Genomic DNA, 16969 nt, shown 5'->3' with positions numbered 1-16969 from the left:
GACATGACCATAGCACCCGCCAAGGCGGGGTGGCGATTCAGACAGCCGAGTGTCATTCCGGGTTTCGGATTGACGCTCGGCTTCTCGCTTGCCTACCTCACGCTCATCATCCTCATCCCCCTGTCGGGCCTGATCTGGCGCTCGGCAGCCCTCGGCTGGACCGATTTCTGGGCGATCGCCACCGACCGCCGGACCATCAACGCACTCGAAATCAGCTTCGGCACAGCCTTCATCGCAGCCGCCGTCAACGTCGTCTTCGGCACGCTCGTCGCCTGGGTGCTGGTGCGCTACCGCTTCCCCGGCCGCCGCGTCGTCGACGCCATGGTCGACCTGCCTTTCGCGCTGCCGACCGCGGTCGCGGGCATTGCGCTGACCACTCTTTATGCGCCCAATGGCTGGATCGGCCATCTCCTGGCGCCGCTCGGCATCAAGGTCGCCTACACGCCGCTCGGCATTGTCGTGGCGCTTGTCTTCATCGGCCTGCCGTTTGTCGTGCGCACGGTGCAGCCGATCATGGAAGAGATCGACAAGGAAGTGGAGGAAGCCGCCGCGACGCTCGGCGCCAACCGCTTCCAGATCATCACCCGCATCCTGTTTCCCGGCCTGGCGCCGGCCATCATCACCGGCTTCTCACTCGCCTTCGCGCGCGGCGTCGGCGAATACGGCTCGGTCATCTTCATCGCCGGCAACCTTCCCTACAAGTCGGAGATCGCACCGCTTCTGATCGTCATCCGGCTCGAGGAGTACAATTATCCGGCGGCCACCGCGATCGCGGCGATCATGCTTTTGCTGTCGTTCGTGATGCTGCTGGTCATCAACCTGGCGCAGTCATGGAGTCGCAAGCGCTATGGCTGACCCCGAGATCAAATCCTACGAACCGCATCACGAGAGCCGGTCGGCGGCGGTGACCGAAAGCCGGCCGGTGCGGCTGCTGCTGATGGCGGTGGCCTTCGCCTTCCTCGCCATCTTCCTGCTGCTGCCGCTGATCATCGTCTTCCACGAGGCGCTGGCGAAAGGCATTGGCGCCTACACGGAATCGCTCTCCAATCCCGATACGCGCTCGGCGATCCGGCTGACGCTGCTGGTGGCGGTGATCGCCGTTCCGCTTAACGTCGTCTTCGGCATTTCGGCTGCCTGGGCGATCGCCAAGTTCGAGTTCAAGGGCAAGGCTTTTCTGACCACGCTGATCGACCTGCCCTTCTCGGTCTCGCCGGTCATTTCCGGCCTGGTCTATGTGCTTTTGTTTGGCGCTCAGGGACTGTTCGGTGAATGGCTGAAGGCGCACGGCATCCAGATCTTGTTCGCCGTGCCCGGCATCGTGCTCGCGACCATCTTCGTCACCTTCCCCTTCGTTGCCCGCGAACTGATCCCGCTGATGCAGGAACAGGGCAACGGCGACGAGGAAGCCGCGCTCTCTCTGGGCGCCAATGGCTGGCAGACCTTTTGGTACGTGACGCTGCCCAACGTCAAATGGGGATTGCTCTACGGCGTGCTTCTGTGCAACGCCCGCTCGATGGGCGAATTCGGCGCGGTGTCGGTCGTGTCGGGCCACATACGCGGGCTGACCAACACCATGCCGTTGCATGTCGAAATCCTCTACAACGAGTACAACGCCGTCGGCGCTTTTGCCGTCGCTTCGCTGCTTGCCGGCCTGGCGCTGGTCACGCTGGTCTTGAAAACACTTCTTGAGATGCGCTACGGCGCCGAGATCGCCGCGACGCGCGGACATTAGATGCATGTCGCCCAAAAGTGTGAAGCGGTTTTGGGATAACGACATGCATCCACTAAAAAGGGACATTTGATGGAAGTTCGCGTTGCCAACGTACGCAAGGAGTTTGACCGGTTTCCGGCCCTCCATGACGTATCGCTTGACATCAAATCGGGTGAGCTGATCGCGCTGCTTGGGCCATCCGGCTCCGGCAAGACGACGCTGCTGAGGCTTATCGCCGGCCTGGAGCGGCCGACGCGCGGAAAGATCTTCTTCGGCGACGAGGACGCCTCGCACCGCTCGATCCAGGAGCGCAATGTCGGCTTCGTCTTCCAGCACTATGCGCTCTTCCGGCACATGACGGTCGCCGACAATATCGGCTTCGGCCTCAAGGTGCGGCATGGACCGTCGCGACCACCGGCGGCCGAAATCCGCCGACGCGCCTCCGAACTGCTCGATCTCGTTCAGCTTTCCGGCCTGGAAAAGCGCTATCCGGCGCAACTTTCGGGTGGCCAGCGCCAGCGCGTGGCGCTCGCCCGGGCCATGGCCATCGAGCCCAAGGTGCTGTTGCTCGACGAGCCGTTCGGCGCGCTCGATGCGCAGGTGCGCCGGGAACTGCGCCGCTGGCTGCGCGAGATCCATGACCGTACCGGCCACACCACCGTCTTCGTCACCCACGACCAGGAAGAGGCGCTCGAGCTTGCCGACCGCGTCGTGGTGATGAGCCAGGGGCGCATCGAGCAGGTCGGCTCCGCCGACGAGATCTACGACACGCCGAACTCGCCCTTCGTCTACTCCTTCATCGGCGAATCGAGCATGCTGCCGGTCAAGGTTGAGAATGGCGAGATCTGGCTCGCCGACCGTCCGATCGGCGTGTCGGCGCCGCACGCACCCGAGGGCGATGCGACGCTGTACTTCCGCCCGCACGATATCGAACTGCTCGACGGCTGCAGCGGCTGCATCGCCGGCACGGTCGCCGCCAGCCGCCGCGTCGCCGGCACAAGACGCGTCGAACTGGAAATCGGCGGCGAGCGCCAGCGCGTCGAGATCGAACTGCCTGTGGACCATCCTGCGGCGCAGAAGAGCCGGGTGGCGTTCAGGCCGAGGCGCTGGAAGCTTTTCCCGGCGGCATAGACATCGATCCGGCGCTACTCCAGCCAGTTCTCGACCGTCAGGCCCTTGATCCGACGGAACTCAGCGGTGTTGGCCGTCACCAGTGTCGTCCCCAACACACAGGCATGGGCAGCAATGAAAAGATCATTGTGGCCGATTGGCTGGCCTCTGGCCTCCAGCTCGGCACGAAGTGCTCCGTATTCGTTATCCATCGGCACATCGAGCGGCAACACAGGAACCTCGGCGAGCAATTGCTCGACCTTGGCGAGCAGCTTGGCCGATCTCTTGCGGGCGCAGCCATAACGCAGCTCCGAGGCGACAACGATGCTGGTGCACAGGGCACCGTCTCCCGCGCGAACCGCCGCACTGGCAGCCTTGCCGGTAGGGTTTCGGATCATGTCGCTGAGAATGTTGGTGTCCAGCATGAACCGCATCAAAAGATATCCTCAGGCCCCACGGGCGCATCATGGATCTCGGGAAAGTCGTCTTCAGGACCAAGCGGCGGCTCTTTCGCCCATTGGGTGAGCAAGGCGGTGAGGCCTGGTTGACGGACCGGCTCGATGATCAGCCGGTCGCCATCGCGGCTGATCAGGACCTTCTCGCCAGGCAGCTCGAATTCGACAGGGATGCGAACCGCCTGACTGCGGTTGTTGCGAAACAACTTCGCCTCCCTGGGGGGTGGTATTGAGTGACGGTGCTGCGGCATGGCAGCCTCCCCTGTCTGTTCCACTTGTATATGCCATTTGTATATGCCACTCGGCCTCGAATTGCAAACCACAGAAAACCCCAACGCATCGGCATTTCGGCTGGAATGAAATTTCGCCGATAACCTGCTTCAGCGATTTCTTTTTCGCTGCAACGCCATACGTCTGCCCCGTGTGCCTCGCAGTACACCCTCCGGCCCGGCTATGTTCTGGCAACGCATTGCACATCGGAGCCTGTGTTCATGAAGCGATTTTTCCTCAGCGTCGCCACTGTCGCCGGCCTGATCCTCGCCTGTTCGCAGGCCTGGTCGGCCGACAAATTGCTCAACGCTTCCTATGATGTCGGCCGCGAATTGTTCGCGCAGGTGAACAAGGCTTTCGTCGCCGGCCATCCGGGCGTCACCGTCGACCAGTCGCACGCCGGCACCTCGGCGCAGGCGCGCGCCATTGCCGAAGGCCTCGGCGCCGATGTCGTCACCTTCAACCAGGTCACCGACATCGACTTTCTGGTCAAGAAAGGCCTCGTCTCCGCCGACTGGCAGAAGGATTTCCCCGACAACGCCTCGCCCTTCTATTCGCTCCCATCCTTTCTCGTCCGCGCGGGCAACCCCAAGCACATCAAGAACTGGAACGACCTCGTGCGCGACGACGTGCAGGTGATCTTCCCCAACCCCAAGACCTCGGGCAATGCGCGCTACACCTATCTGGCCGCAACCGCCTACGCCAAGGAAGCCTTCAAGGGCGACGACGCCAAGGTGAAGGAGTTCGTCACCAAGCTGTTCAACAACGTGCCGATCTTCGACACCGGCGGGCGCGCCGCCACCACCACCTTCGTGCAACGCGAGATCGGCGACGTGCTGATCACCTTCGAGTCGGAAACGCGCGGTATCCGCAAGGAGTATGGCAACGACAAGTTCGAACAGGTCACGCCAACGGTCAGCCTGCTCGCCGAATTCCCGGTGGCGATCGTCGACAAGGTCGCCGACGAGCACGGCAGCCGTGACCTCGCCAAGACCTATCTCGATTTCCTCTACACGCCCGAGGGCCAGACCATCGCGGCTGAAAATGGCCTGCGCGCCCGCAACGCTGAAGTCGCGGCAAAATACAAGGCCGACTTCCCCGATGTCCGCCTGCTGACTGTGGAAGACGTCTTCGGCGGCTGGGACAAGGTACAGAAGGAGCACTTCGCCGCCGGCGGTCTGCTCGACCAGACCTATGGCAGCCGCTGATATCAGCAGCGTTCGACCTCACCTCACAAGAAAGCCGGCGCTTTGCCGCCTTCTTCGTTTTCGCGCGCCGACAAACGGCTTCAGGCGGAATCTGTCGCGATCGGTGAAAAACGTTACAAAGAATCAACGCCTTTGTGCCCAACGTGCAATCGGGCGGCTTGTTCTACGCGAAACCGGGTTGTTCAGGCGAAACGTCATGATTTGCACACAAACAACCGCCAGATGCGGGTGGTTGGGGTTTTCATGAACTGAAGCGGGCATGCTTACCAAAAAAGGCAAATACGGCCTCAAGGCCCTCGTGCATCTTTCCGGCCTGCCGGTCGGCCAGCTTGCATTCGTCAACGACATCGCGATCGCCAACAACATCCCGAAGAAATTCCTGGATGCCATTCTGGGCGAGCTGCGCAATGCCGGTTTCGTCCTCAGTCGCAAGGGCAAGGAAGGCGGTTATCGCCTCGCCCGGCCGGCTTCCGAAATCAAGATCGGCCACGCCGTGCGCGTGCTGGACGGCCCGCTCGCTCCCATACCCTGCGCCAGCCGCACGCAATACCAGCGCTGCGAGGATTGCGACGAGGCGACCTGCCAAGTCCGGCACATGATGCTGGAAGTGCGCCAGGCGATCGCCGAAGTGCTGGACAATCGCAGCCTCGCCGCCATGCGCGACGCCGACAATGATGATTTTCCGGTCGAGCTGACATCGCAGATCTAAATTAGAGCATGGTCCCGAAAAGTGCGAACCGGTTTTCGGACAAGATCATGCTGAAATGAGAGTCCTCAGACCAGGCCGAGCTTGCCGGCCAGGCCGACGCGCTGGATTTTGCCGGTGGGACCCTTGGGTATCTCCTGGAGAAACAGGATGTGGCGCGGCACCTTGAACTCGACGATCCGGCTGCGCGCGAAATCGCGTATCTGCTCGGCATCGGCGGTGGCGCCCTCGGCCAGCACGATGGCCGCACCCACCTCTTCGCCGAGCATGGCGTGCGGCACGGCGAAGGTCACCGCCTGCGCCACCAGCGGATGATCGAGCAGCACATTGTCGACCTCGAGCGGCGAGATCTTTTCGCCGCCGCGATTGATGATCTCCTTCAGCCGCCCGGTGATCTTCAGATCGCCATCCTCGTCGATGAGGCCCTGGTCGCCGGTGCGGAACCAGCCATCGCTGAAGGCAGCTTCATTGGCCACCGGATTGTCGAGGTAGCCATCATGGATGTTGGCGCCGCGCACCGCGATCTCGCCCTTTTCACCCGCCGGCAGGATCGTCCCCTTGTCGTCCAGGATCGTCACCTGCGGACCCGCAGGCAGGCCGACCGAGCCTGGCTTGCGGCGTGCCGGCGGCAGGCCGTTGGATGTCATCTGGTGCGCCGCCTCGGTCATGCCATAGGCCTCGACCACCGGACAGCCGAAGACGCGCTCGAGGTCGCGGAACACGGTGTCGGGAAGCGCTGCCGAAGACGAGCGGATGAAGCGCAGCCGCGCAGCCGCGATGGTTTCGCCATTGCGGGCGGCGCGCGCCAGGATCGCCTGATGCATGGTCGGCACCGCGCTGTACCAGCTCGGCCGGAAATCGCCCAGCCAGCCGTAGAATTTGAGCGGGTTGAAGCCCGGCGTGCAGACAACAGCGCCGCCGACTGCCAGCTGTGCGCTGAGCGCCGCCATCAGCCCGTGAATGTGGAACAGCGGCATCACGTTGAGACACATATCGTTTGCCGACAGCGCCAGGGTGCTGGCGATGTTGGCCATCGATGCCTGCAGATTGCGCTGCCGCAAGCCGACGATCTTCGGTCGCGCCGTGGTTCCCGATGTGTGCAGGACAAGCGCGAAATCGTCGGGTCCGTTGAACTGCATATCGTCGAGGCGAGCCTCGCTGGCAGCCTCCACCTCGGCGTCGCCCGCCAGCAGAAACTCGCCGGCCTTGGCGCCGTCAGTCACGACGACGTCGAGCACCGCAATGCCGAGCCCCTTTGCGGCGTTGCGCGCGGCATCGCCCATGCCTTGTCCGCACAGCAGCAGCTTCACATCGAGATCGCCGAGATAGAAGCGGAATTCGTCTTCGCCGTAAGCCGGATTGAGCGGCGCCGCCGTCGCCAACGCCGAGACCGCCAGGAAACAGGCCGCCATTTCCGGGCCGTTGGGCAAGACGATGCCGACGGCCGTGCCGCGGGCAACGCCACGCCTGGCGAGATCGCCGCAGAGCTTGTCGACAAGATTGGCGAGGCCGGCAAAGCTCAGGGATGGCCGGTCCGGCGCCATCAGCGCCACCGCAGCCGGCCGCCAGGGCGCCAGTTGGGGAAGTGCTACCAATAGGGCCTGTTTCAAGTTCGAACCCTGAATGGCGTTCACCATGGCCTTGCCGGCGCCGATTGCGCGCCCGTGGCAGACGCAGTAAAACGATTTCCGGACGCACGCAAGAACAGGTGGACACCGATCGGATGAGGCTGCCGTGGTTGGGAAAATCCCGGAAAGCCGACCGGACACCATCTTCCGCCGTCATTTATCATACGGAAATCATCGCCGACATCCTGGTGCCCGAACGCGCCGAGAATGTTCGCTTCTTCAGCCGCAAGCAGGTCCGCGCCGGCAAGTTGCGCACCTTCAACAACAGGGATCTCCGCGAGCTGCTGCTGGCCGCCTTTTATCTCGGGGTCGCGGCATTGCTACCGGTCAATTGGTGGGCCGCGATCTGCAGCCGCGTATCGGGGCTGCGCCTCAAGCGCCATATCCGCAAGGATTTCGTGCGCTACGCCGCCGCGACGCGCGCCGTGCTCGGCAATGGCATCGATGCGCAAAGGCAGTTCAGGGCCTTGCTCTGCGCCAACCACCGCCGGCGTTTGCTACTTGCCGCGCATCTCATCGGCCGCCGCTGGTCACCTGATATCCGGCTGGAGGGCCTGGAAGGCCTGCAAGCGGCGCTGAAGCGCGGCCACGGCGCTATCATCTGGTGCGATCAGTTCACGACCCAGACCATCATCGGCAAACGCGCTCTCCATGAAGCCGGCATCGAGACACACCAGCTCAGCGTCAGGGCTCACGGCATATCCGATTCGACCTTCGGCTTGCGCTTCCTGAACCCGCCGATGGTTCGGGTCGAGAACCGTTTCCTGAAAAGCCGGATCGTGTTCGACCGCAGCGACGCCTACCAGGTCACCGGCCGGATCCAGAAGATCCTTGGCAGCAACGGCGTGGTGTTGGTGACCAACACGGTGCATGCCGGCTCGACATTCACCGAAGTCGGCCTTGGCGAGAGCGGCTGGACCCACCTGGCTTCGGCGCCGACGAATTTCGCTGCCAGAGGCAAGGCGGCGCTGTTTTCCATGTCGACCTTCGAGACCGATCCGTTCCGCCAATACCGCGCCGTCCTAAGTCCCGAACTGGTGCCGGCCCCGGCAGAGGCCGGCGAGCGCGCGGCCAGAGCCGGCGCCAAGAACATGGCGCTGCAGGCCGAGTACATATTGCTCAAGCGCGACCGCTTGCTGGAGGCGCTGAAACTCTATCCCGAGCAAATGATGGTCTGGTCCGGCGCCGACCGGTTCACCGAACGGCCGGAAACCGCCTTGCCCGACGAGGGTGGTTCATGATTTTGCGCCGGCCAGCAGGCTGGCAACGGCGGTGACGATCTCAGCCACTGGAAGTGTGGCGTCGGCCGTCAGCGCCCGCTCGTCGGCGCCAGGCGGCTCGAGGATGGCGAACTGGCTTTCGACCAGGCTTGCCGGCATGAAATGGCCCTTGCGGTTGGCGACACGCTGCTTGGCGGTTGCGGGATCGATCTTCAGATAGATGAAATCGATATCCCGGCGGAAGCCACGCAGACGATCGCGGTAGCTGCGCTTCAGCGCCGAGCAGGCGGCAACCACGCTTTGGCCGCTGCCGGTCAGGTCGGCGATCCGCTCGCCGATGGCATCGAGCCAGCCCTCACGCAGTTGATCTGTGAGCGGCTCGCCGCTCGCCATGCGGGCGACGTTTTCGGGTGGGTGCAGCCTGTCGCCTTCGACAAAGACGGCCCCTTCCTCTGCTGCCAATGCTTTGCCGACAGCCGATTTTCCGCAGCCGGCGACGCCCATCACCACAATGGCCCGAGGCACTGAGCCGGTAGCGCCCATTGGCGCCTTTGCGGTCTTTTCGTCCACGGTCAGCGGCTTGCCGGCGCGCGGCCGTAGAGCAGGAGCATGGCAACGATGACCAGGCCATAGACGATCTGCCGCCCCGCCTCCGGCATCTGCATGACCGAAAGGATGGACTGCAGGAGCGTGATCAGGATGACACCGGCGACGGTGCCGAGATAGGAGCCGCGGCCACCCAGGATCGAGGTGCCGCCCAGAACCACGGCGGCGATCGACGGCAGGAGATAGGCATCGCCCATCGATTGCGCCGCCTTGGAGGCATAGCCGGCGAGAAGCACTCCGCCAAAGGCGGACAGCCCGCCTGAGATAGCGAAGGCGATCATCACCACGCGCCTTGTATCGATGCCGGAGAGATAGGCGGCACGCTCGCGGTTGCCGATGCCGTAGACGGTGCGGCCGAAGCTGGTGCGGGACAGCACGAACACCATCGCAGCGCCAATCAGCGCCCAGATGATGACGGCGTTAGGCACGCCAGGAATGGTAAAACCTGTCGCAAGATAGCGCATGGCGCCGGTGGCCGAATCCTGTGGCGAGTAGCCGCCGGTATAAACGACCATGAGCCCTTGCGCGACAGCGTTGGTGGCGAGCGTGATGATCATCGAGGGTATGCGCAGATAGGCGACGCCAAAGCCGTTGACGATGCCGATCAGCACCCCGCAAAAGATGCCGAACGGGATGGCCAGCGCCACACCGATCGGGCCATAGGCGGCAGCCGCACACGCCATCATCGCGCCCGCCGCCACCGCCCACGGCACCGACAGGTCTATTTGGCCTAGCAGGATGACCAGCATCATGCCTGTGGCGATGACGCCGAGGAACGAGGCCACCTTGAGCTGCTGCAAGAGATATTCAGGCGACAGAAAGCTCCTGGAATAGAGGCTGCCTAGGAACAGCAACAGCACGATGCAGGCGAAGGCCGTCAGCACCGCCGGATCGGCGCGGCGGATGAATTTCGGCACGCGGCCGGCGATACCGCCCAATGTCGTTTCGCTCACAGGAACCACTCCAGCCGGTTGCGGACCCGAAACAGCGCAAACGCGCCAAGGCTGACCGCGACCAGCAGGATAACGCCCTGGAACAGCGGCTGCCATAGCGGATCGAAATCGAACACGAACAACAGGTCGCCGATGGTGCGAAAGGCCAGCGCGCCGAAGATGGCGCCCATGGCGCTGCCCTTGCCGCCGAACAGCGAGACGCCGCCCAGCACCACCGCGGCGATCGAAAACAGCGTATAGGCGTTGCCGCTGGCGTAGGCTGCATCGCCCGTATAGGTGAAGAAGGTCAGGAACAGTCCGCCGATCGCGGCCAACAGGCCTGCGAGCGCGTAGGCAGCGAACTTGCCGCGCCTTATCGGCACACCGGACATGTAGGCCGCCGTCTCCGAGGATCCGGCCGCATAGGCCGCGCGCCCGAGCACCGAGCGGCTGAACGGTACCCAGACCACGAGCACGACGGCGAGCAGCACGACCAGGCTCGCCGGCACCACGCCCAACAGGCGTCCGGTCAGCGCGTCGGCGAGACCTTCGTTGACCGAACCGCCGGGAAACGGCCTGAGCAGCAGCGCGATGCCGAAATAGACCGCACCCGTGGCGATCGTGGCGACGATCGGCTGCAGGCGGCCGTAGATGACGATGGCGCCGTTGATCGCCCCGCACAGGAGCCCGGTGCCGAGCACGGCGATGACGCCGAAAGCGGTCTCAAGGCCGGTGCCGATGACCACCCAGGAGGCGAGGCAATTGGTCAGCGTGAAGATCATGCCGACGGAGAGGTCGATGCCGGCGGTGATCACGACCAGTGTCTGCGCCATGGCGACGAAGGCGAGCAGCACGCCCTTGTTGGACGCCGTCTGCACGACATTGGCGGTGAAGCCCGCCGGATGGTTCGAGGTGTAGATGACGAACATGACAATGAATATGCCGAGTGCCATCAGTGTTCCGCGCTGCTCGGCCAGCCAGTAGCGCCACTCTTTCACGCGTCCGCTCCCTGTCTTGCGCCGGCATCGTCTCTCGCGCCGCCGTCATCGCCGTGGATGTTGAGCGCGCTTGCAATGAGCGCCCGCTCGGTGATCTCGGCCCCGACCAGCTCGCGCTTGACCGCGCCGTCATAGAGCACCAGCACGCGGTCGCAGCAGCCGATCAGTTCGTCATAGTCGGTCGAATAGAACAGGATCGCCGCCCCCGCATCCGCCAGCTTGCGCATCAGTTGATAGAGTTCCTGCTTGGTGCCGACATCGATGCCGCGCGTCGGATCGTTGAGCAGGATGATACGCGGCTGTCGCATCAGCCATTTGGCGATGACCACCTTCTGCTGGTTGCCCCCCGACAGCGCACCGACCGGAATGTCGAGGCCGGCCGTCTTGATCGCCAGCAGCCCGACCATGTCGTCGATCAGCCGCTGTTCGGCGGCGCGGTCGATGATGCCGGCCTTGGACAGCCGGTCTAGGGCGGCAAAGGACAGGTTCTCGCGCACCGTCATCGGCAGCATCAGGCCTTCGGTCTTGCGGTCCTCCGGGATCAGCGCCATGCCGATGCGGTCGTCGCGCGCCGCTTGGGGGCTGGCGATCGAAACAGGCTTGCCGTCGATAAGGATCTGGCCGCCGAGGCCGCGCAGCACACCGAAAAAGGCAAGCAGCAATTCGCGCTGGCCCTGGCCGTCCAGGCCGCCAAGGCCGACGACCTCGCCTGCCCCGACCGTCAGCGAGACATTGTCCAGCCGGTCCGTCCAGGACAGCTTGCGCGCCTCCAGCACAGGAACGGCGGCGGCTGCGGTGCGCGCGGGTTTGGGCGGGAAAATATGGCTGTATTCGCGCCCGATCATCAGTTCGACGACTTCGTTGTCGCTCTTTGTGCCTGCCTTGTAGCTGGCGACATTGCGGCCGTTGCGAAACACCGTGCAGTGGTCGGCAAGCTCGGCGATCTCGTTCATGCGGTGCGAAATGTAAAGCAGCGCCAGCCCTTCCGAGCGCAACCGCTTGAGCACGCTGAATATCCTGGCGACGTCCGTCGCGGTCAGCGCCGAGGTCGCCTCGTCGAGGATCAGGATGCGCGGCTTCCTGGCCAATGCCTTGGCGATCTCGACCATCTGTCTTCTTGAAAGCGGAAGATCCTTGACCAGCGCCAATGGATGGATATCGGCCGCACCTGCGCGTGCCAGCGCATCCTCGGCAATGCGGCGCTGCGCCTTGCGGTCGATCATGCCGAAACGCTTCGGCGGATCGGAGATGACGATGTTGTCGGCAACGCTGAGTTCGGGAACCAGCGACAGCTCCTGGAAGATGCAGACGATGCCGGACTTGTTTGCAGCAGCAGGCGAGGCGAACGTCACCTCGCTGCCGTTCAGCATCATGCGGCCTTCGTCGGGCGCGACGACGCCCGCCATGACCTTGATCAGCGTCGATTTGCCGGCGCCGTTTTCGCCGAGAATGGCGTGGATGCTACCGGACGAGACCGAAAGCTCGGCCTTTTCCAGCGCCCGCACACCACCATAGCGCTTGGATATGCCTTCCATCCGGAAGAGCGGAACCGCACCGTCCATCGGCCCTCCCGAGGCAGTTTGACTTCAAGGGATATCGAGTGGCCGGCGCCGCGGAGATCCCGCGGCGCCGGATATGCCGCCTATTGGTCAGCCCCTATTGGTCAGCTTTGGTCTGGCCCATAATTTCCTGCGCGGTGAAATTGATGCCGCAGGTCGGGAAGGAATTGCCGACGAAGAAATTGTCGGACTGGTCGGGGAAGAAATCCTGACCGGCCTTGAAGTTCGGATCCTCGACGATCGCCAGCGGCAGCTTCACCGCTTGCGGCACAACGTTGCCTTCGAGCGCGGCAATCGCCGTCTTGATGGCGACCGCGACCTGCGCCGGACCGGTGCCGGCCGATGAGCATTTCAGCCCGTCGCCGGCATGTGCCGCGCAGAACTTGCGGAAACCGTTCTCGGTCTCGCCGCCGAACGGCACGAAAGCATGCTTGGCATCGATCATCGCCTGCACGATGCCGGTGTCGCCGCCTTGCCCGGTGATGCCGTCGAACGGGCCGTTGGTGGCAATGGCGTCGGCCGTGGCTTTCTGCGCCACGCCGTCGTCCCATTTGCCGACCACCTCGGTGACGTCCCATTTCTTGCCGGAGGCATCGAGCGCTTCATGGATGCCGTTGTGACGGTCGGTGTCCACGGAAGTTCCGGCAACGCCGCGCACTTCGAGCACCTTGCCGCCATTCGGCACATGGCCGACCAGCCATTTGCCCCACAATTCGCCAAGGCCCTTCTGGTCGACATTGACGTTGATGGCGTCCTTGGTATCGAGAATATTGTCGAAGGCGACGAGGATGACGCCAGCTTCCTTGGCGCGCTTGATGACCGGCCCGAAAGCGGTCGGGTTCTGGGCGTTGACGACGATCGCGTCATAGCCGGAATCGATGAAGTTGTTGATCGCCGAAATCTGAGCCGGCACGTCCTCGCCGGTCGAGACGACCTTGAATTCCTTCAGTTTAGCGGCGACCTCCGGCTGGGCCGCATAGGCCTTGGCGGTCTGCACCATCTGGATGCGCCAGGTGTTGGCGATATAGCCATTGGCGAGCGCGATGCGGTATGGGCCGTCTTTCTTGGGGAACTTGAAGAACTGCGTATCGGCCGCCCAGGGCGCAAAGCAATCCGGCTCAGCCGACGGGCCCTTGACAACTTCCGGGTCGGCCATGGCCGACGAACTCAGCATGACGAATGCAGTGGCGGCAACGATGCCACCAACAAGTGACTTGATCATCGATATTCCTCCCAGTTGTAGTTTTGTTTGCTGCTGCTTGTTTATTTGATGCTGTTTGTCGTGGTGTGTTTCCACGCCTGCCGAAGGCCCTCCAGCCTGGCCGGCGCCACGTCTCAAGGGCCGAAGCCGGCCCGATCCCCTCCCCCTCGCCGCTTCACAGGCGAGAAACGAAACTAGCATATTATACATAATAAACAAGCATGAGCTGTTGCTTATGTATAATAAACAGGGGCGGCCTTTCATCAAAACGTCTGCCCGACGAAAATGGTAGCGCTACCATGACGTTGTGTAAAGCACCATTTGCTGAGGCCGGCCAAAGCGTGTTCAGCGTGCGGTGCTCTCGCGGGGCTTGAGTTCGAAACCAAGATCGACGACCCGCTGCTCAGGCCTTCGTCCTGCGATCGCCGCCAGCGCCATGGCGACAGACCGACGGCCGATTTCATAGCGAGGGGTGCGGATACTGGTGAGCGGCGGGAACGCCGCCTGCATCATTTCGAGGTCGTTGAAGCCGACAATGCCGATTGTTTTCGGCACGTTGAGCGCGGCGCTATGGCATTCGAACAAAACGCCGAGCGCGATGTCGTCATTGTTGCAGAAGACGCCGTCGAGCGCCGGCATCTTGGCCAGCGCATCGCGAAGCAGCTCGCGGCCGAGCGTCACGCTGGACAGTAGCGGCGTGGTGGTGACCAGCCGCGGGTCGAACAGGCCGGCCTTCTCCATTGCCGCGCGATAGCCGGCAAGCCGCCGCTGCGAGCGCGGGTCCATGCGTGCGCCGATGAAGCCGATCCGCCGGTAGCCCGCCTCGATCAGATGCTCGGTCGCGGTGCGGCCGCCGTCGAAATGCGAGAAGCCGACCAGCATGTCGACCGGATCGGGCCCGGTCTCCATCACCTGCACCACCGGGCAGCCCGCGCTCTCCAGCAGCTTTCGCGAGGTCGGCGTCTGGTCGATGCCGGCCACGATCAGCGCCGCCGGGCGCTGCGGTGCGAACACCTGCAGCAGGCGCTCCTCCTCGAGGCCGGAATAATGGGTGTTGCCGAGCTGGACGCGGAACGGGCCGTCCGACAGGCTGTCATAGATGCCGCGCACCACTTCTGCGAAGACGTTGTTGGTCAGCGACGGCACCAGCACGCCGAACACATCGGCGCGCGCCGAGGCCAGCGCCCGTGCATTGGGATCCGGGACATAACCGAGTTCGTCGACGGCGGCCTGGATCTGGCGCCGCAGATCTTGGCTGACGCGTTCCGGTTCGCGCAGCGCCCGCGACACGGTGATGGCGCCGACGCCGGCCTTGCGCGCCACATCTGATAGGGTCGGGCGGCCGCCCCCACGACGCGAGCGCGGCTTGGTCATGGACATCCTCCACGTGCCGGGCCCCGGCCGCTGCGCCCTTGCGAAACCATGTCCAGCTTTTCCACTGCCACCATGCCAACCGGCTGCTGCCGCACCCACTCGCCTGCTGGCGTCGCGCAGCCAATCGCCCTTGTCAAGCAACAGGGCAATCCTGCCTTCCTAAGCCATCAGGGCAGCACTGCGTTTTGCTTTCCACAGCAGCAGCCCGATGGCCACTATGTTCAGCAAGTTCCACGCGATCCCGTTGAGGAACGCGGCGGCGTAAGAGCCAGTCAGGTCGTAGATCCAGCCCGACATCCAGCCACCGATCGCCATGCCGAAGATGGTCGCCATCATGACGATGCCGATACGCTGGCCGGCCTCCTTGGCGGGCAGGTATTCGCGCACGATGATGGCATAGCAAGGCACGATGCCGCCTTGCGACAGGCCGAACACCAGCGACACCACATAGAGCGAGGCAAGCCCGTCGAACGGGATGTAAAACAAAAGCGACAGGCATTGCAGCACGGAACCGATAAGCAGGGTTTTCACGCCGCCGATGCGGTCGGCGACAAAGCCGGAGGCAAGCCGGCTGACGACGCCCGCCGCCATCATGATCGACAGCATGTCGGCGCCATGCGCAATGCCGTAGCCAAGATCCATGCAATAGGCGACGATGTGCACCTGCGGCATCGACATCGCCACGCAGCAGCCGAGACCGGCAACGATCAGCAGCACCTGTAACGCCGCCGGCGACAGCGAAATCGACTGCACTGGCCGGCTTCCGGGCGAACCGGCGGCAGCCGCCGTCGGAGCAGCGCGCCGCAACAACAGCACCAGTGGCACCATGGTGACCAGGCAGAAGACACCGATGCCGGCATAGGTGAAGCGCCAGCCTTCCGCCTTGATCAGTGTCGGCATGATGGTTGGCCAGAGCGCTCCGGCGAGATAGTTGCCAGCAGCCGCCGCCGTGACGGCGACGCCGCGCCGATGGTTGAACCAGTGCGAGATGTCGGCGATCAGCGGCCCGAAGATCACCGATGTGCCGACACCAATCAGCACGCCCTGGGCAAGGGTGAATTGCAGGATAGAGGTCGACAGCGCGGCGAGCAGCAGGCCGGCGGCGAGAGCCACCGAGGATAGCAGTGCCGGGATCCAATACCCCATGCGATCGACCGCGCGGCCAACCAGCACATTGCCGGCGGCGAAGCCGACCATGGTTGCGGTGTAGGGCATCGATGCCGCGGCGCGGTCAACGCCGAACTCGGCCTGCACGGCCGGCAGCACGACGACGACGGCCCACATGCCGACTGCACCGATCGTCGCCAGCAGCATGGAGATGGCAAGCCGCATCCAGGCGTAGCTGCTGTCGATGCCGGGGCTATCCGCCTGATTGGCGACGATCGGGGTCAAGGCGTTTCCTGTCTACGGTCCTGGGAAGTCGACCGTTGTGTCGCCACTATCGGCGCATTCACCGCGACGGGCAGCGCCACAGGGCCATGATCCGTGGCTCCAGCGGCCCGGCGACTTTCTCGGGAACCGGCGGCGGCCTGCCCGAGTTTTTGCGACAGGAAGGAGTTTGTCATGACCGCGAAAAAGAAATGGTCGGCCGAGGTGACCGAGCACAGCGATGCGATGGACCTCGAGGACCACATCTTCGAAGCCGACGACGCCAGGAAGATCGCGGCCTCGCTCAAGCGCTCGGCCGAGCACAGCGACCGCCGCAAGGCCGAGCCGTTTCAGTCGGCCATGTCGATGCTGAATTTCTACATCAACCGCGCCGGCAAGAACCTGCCGCAGGCGCGCCGGAAAGTGCTCGAGGACGCCAAGGACGAACTGCGCGCGGCCTTCGGAAGGCCGCAGCAGGATTAATGCATGTCGCTCAAAAGTGGCGCCGGTTTTGAGACAACGACATGCAAAGACCTAAGCGCGTCGACTTAGTCCGTTCAAACGGGACGCGCTTTAGCGCTCCCGATTGGCTCTACCAAATTCACCTCAACTGGACCTAGTGA

At 63.6% G+C, this 16969-nt stretch carries 17 protein-coding genes; 7 read left to right on the top strand and 10 right to left on the bottom strand.

Features of this window, described 5'->3' with window-relative positions; genetic code table 11:
- Positions 1 to 3 precede the first annotated feature (3 nt).
- The 3 genes from cysT to NKH54_RS17235 all read left to right on the top strand — a co-directional run bounded on the left by cysT (position 4) and on the right by NKH54_RS17235 (position 2842).
- Positions 4 to 855, top strand: coding sequence for a sulfate ABC transporter permease subunit CysT (gene cysT, locus NKH54_RS17245; protein WP_023687973.1), 852 nt, complete (start codon positions 4 to 6; stop codon positions 853 to 855).
- Positions 848 to 1732: a sulfate ABC transporter permease subunit CysW gene (gene cysW, locus NKH54_RS17240; RefSeq protein ID WP_023690809.1), complete on the top strand. Its 885-nt coding sequence runs from the start codon at positions 848 to 850 to the stop codon at positions 1730 to 1732. The genes cysT and cysW overlap by 8 nt, the downstream gene beginning before the upstream one ends.
- A 69-nt stretch (positions 1733 to 1801) precedes the next feature.
- Positions 1802 to 2842, top strand: coding sequence for a sulfate/molybdate ABC transporter ATP-binding protein (locus NKH54_RS17235; protein ID WP_023673079.1), 1041 nt, complete (start codon positions 1802 to 1804; stop codon positions 2840 to 2842).
- Between the two features lie 14 nt (positions 2843 to 2856).
- Here NKH54_RS17235 and NKH54_RS17230 read toward each other — a convergent pair whose 3' ends face one another.
- Both NKH54_RS17230 and NKH54_RS17225 read right to left on the bottom strand, forming a co-directional pair.
- Complete coding sequence (locus tag NKH54_RS17230) at positions 2857 to 3255, bottom strand: type II toxin-antitoxin system VapC family toxin (RefSeq protein ID WP_023705604.1); 399 nt, start codon at positions 3253 to 3255, stop codon at positions 2857 to 2859.
- Positions 3255 to 3527 (bottom strand): AbrB/MazE/SpoVT family DNA-binding domain-containing protein, encoded by a 273-nt coding sequence (locus tag NKH54_RS17225; RefSeq protein WP_023682213.1) that lies wholly within the window; start codon positions 3525 to 3527, stop codon positions 3255 to 3257. The genes NKH54_RS17230 and NKH54_RS17225 overlap by 1 nt, the downstream gene beginning before the upstream one ends.
- A gap of 240 nt (positions 3528 to 3767) precedes the next feature.
- Between NKH54_RS17225 and NKH54_RS17220 the strand changes: the two genes are divergently transcribed.
- Both NKH54_RS17220 and NKH54_RS17215 read left to right on the top strand, forming a co-directional pair.
- On the top strand, positions 3768 to 4754 hold the full coding sequence (locus tag NKH54_RS17220; protein ID WP_352758080.1) for a sulfate ABC transporter substrate-binding protein: 987 nt from the start codon (positions 3768 to 3770) through the stop codon (positions 4752 to 4754).
- A gap of 259 nt (positions 4755 to 5013) precedes the next feature.
- Positions 5014 to 5463 (top strand): RrF2 family transcriptional regulator, encoded by a 450-nt coding sequence (locus NKH54_RS17215; protein WP_353028597.1) that lies wholly within the window; start codon positions 5014 to 5016, stop codon positions 5461 to 5463.
- 65 nt (positions 5464 to 5528) lie between these two features.
- Here the strand turns inward: NKH54_RS17215 and NKH54_RS17210 are convergent, their stop codons facing one another.
- Positions 5529 to 7070, bottom strand: coding sequence for an acyl--CoA ligase (locus tag NKH54_RS17210; RefSeq protein ID WP_353028596.1), 1542 nt, complete (start codon positions 7068 to 7070; stop codon positions 5529 to 5531).
- Between the two features lie 113 nt (positions 7071 to 7183).
- Here NKH54_RS17210 and NKH54_RS17205 point away from each other — a divergent pair, with 113 nt between their 5' ends.
- Entirely contained in the window at positions 7184 to 8329 is a 1146-nt protein-coding gene (locus NKH54_RS17205) for a hypothetical protein (RefSeq protein ID WP_023696192.1), read from the top strand.
- On the opposite strand, the gene NKH54_RS17200 is transcribed toward NKH54_RS17205, so the two are convergent.
- The 7 genes from NKH54_RS17200 to NKH54_RS17170 form a co-directional block, all read right to left on the bottom strand.
- Positions 8324 to 8878, bottom strand: coding sequence for a gluconokinase (locus NKH54_RS17200; protein WP_023673072.1), 555 nt, complete (start codon positions 8876 to 8878; stop codon positions 8324 to 8326). The two genes, NKH54_RS17205 and NKH54_RS17200, sit on opposite strands and share 6 nt — an antisense overlap.
- A gap of 2 nt (positions 8879 to 8880) precedes the next feature.
- Positions 8881 to 9867, bottom strand: a complete 987-nt coding sequence (locus NKH54_RS17195) for an ABC transporter permease (RefSeq protein ID WP_023696194.1) — start codon at positions 9865 to 9867, stop codon at positions 8881 to 8883.
- Positions 9864 to 10844: an ABC transporter permease gene (locus NKH54_RS17190; RefSeq protein ID WP_353028595.1), complete on the bottom strand. Its 981-nt coding sequence runs from the start codon at positions 10842 to 10844 to the stop codon at positions 9864 to 9866. The genes NKH54_RS17195 and NKH54_RS17190 overlap by 4 nt, the downstream gene beginning before the upstream one ends.
- Entirely contained in the window at positions 10841 to 12406 is a 1566-nt protein-coding gene (locus tag NKH54_RS17185) for a sugar ABC transporter ATP-binding protein (protein WP_023753570.1), read from the bottom strand. Before NKH54_RS17185 ends, NKH54_RS17190 begins: the two co-directional genes overlap by 4 nt.
- A gap of 94 nt (positions 12407 to 12500) precedes the next feature.
- Positions 12501 to 13625, bottom strand: coding sequence for a sugar ABC transporter substrate-binding protein (locus NKH54_RS17180; protein WP_023682221.1), 1125 nt, complete (start codon positions 13623 to 13625; stop codon positions 12501 to 12503).
- 324 nt (positions 13626 to 13949) lie between these two features.
- Entirely contained in the window at positions 13950 to 14978 is a 1029-nt protein-coding gene (gene gntR, locus NKH54_RS17175) for an HTH-type transcriptional regulator GntR (protein WP_023682222.1), read from the bottom strand.
- Positions 14979 to 15137: 159 nt separating this feature from the next.
- On the bottom strand, positions 15138 to 16310 hold the full coding sequence (locus NKH54_RS17170; protein WP_050589864.1) for an MFS transporter: 1173 nt from the start codon (positions 16308 to 16310) through the stop codon (positions 15138 to 15140).
- Between the two features lie 231 nt (positions 16311 to 16541).
- Between NKH54_RS17170 and NKH54_RS17165 the strand changes: the two genes are divergently transcribed.
- On the top strand, positions 16542 to 16829 hold the full coding sequence (locus NKH54_RS17165) for a DUF3175 domain-containing protein (RefSeq protein WP_023673065.1): 288 nt from the start codon (positions 16542 to 16544) through the stop codon (positions 16827 to 16829).
- Positions 16830 to 16969: the final 140 nt, after the last annotated feature.

The organism is Mesorhizobium sp. M1004 (assembly GCF_040318795.1).
Taxonomy (GTDB): Bacteria; Pseudomonadota; Alphaproteobacteria; order Rhizobiales; family Rhizobiaceae; genus Mesorhizobium.
This window is presented reverse-complemented; position numbering and strand designations above follow the sequence as displayed.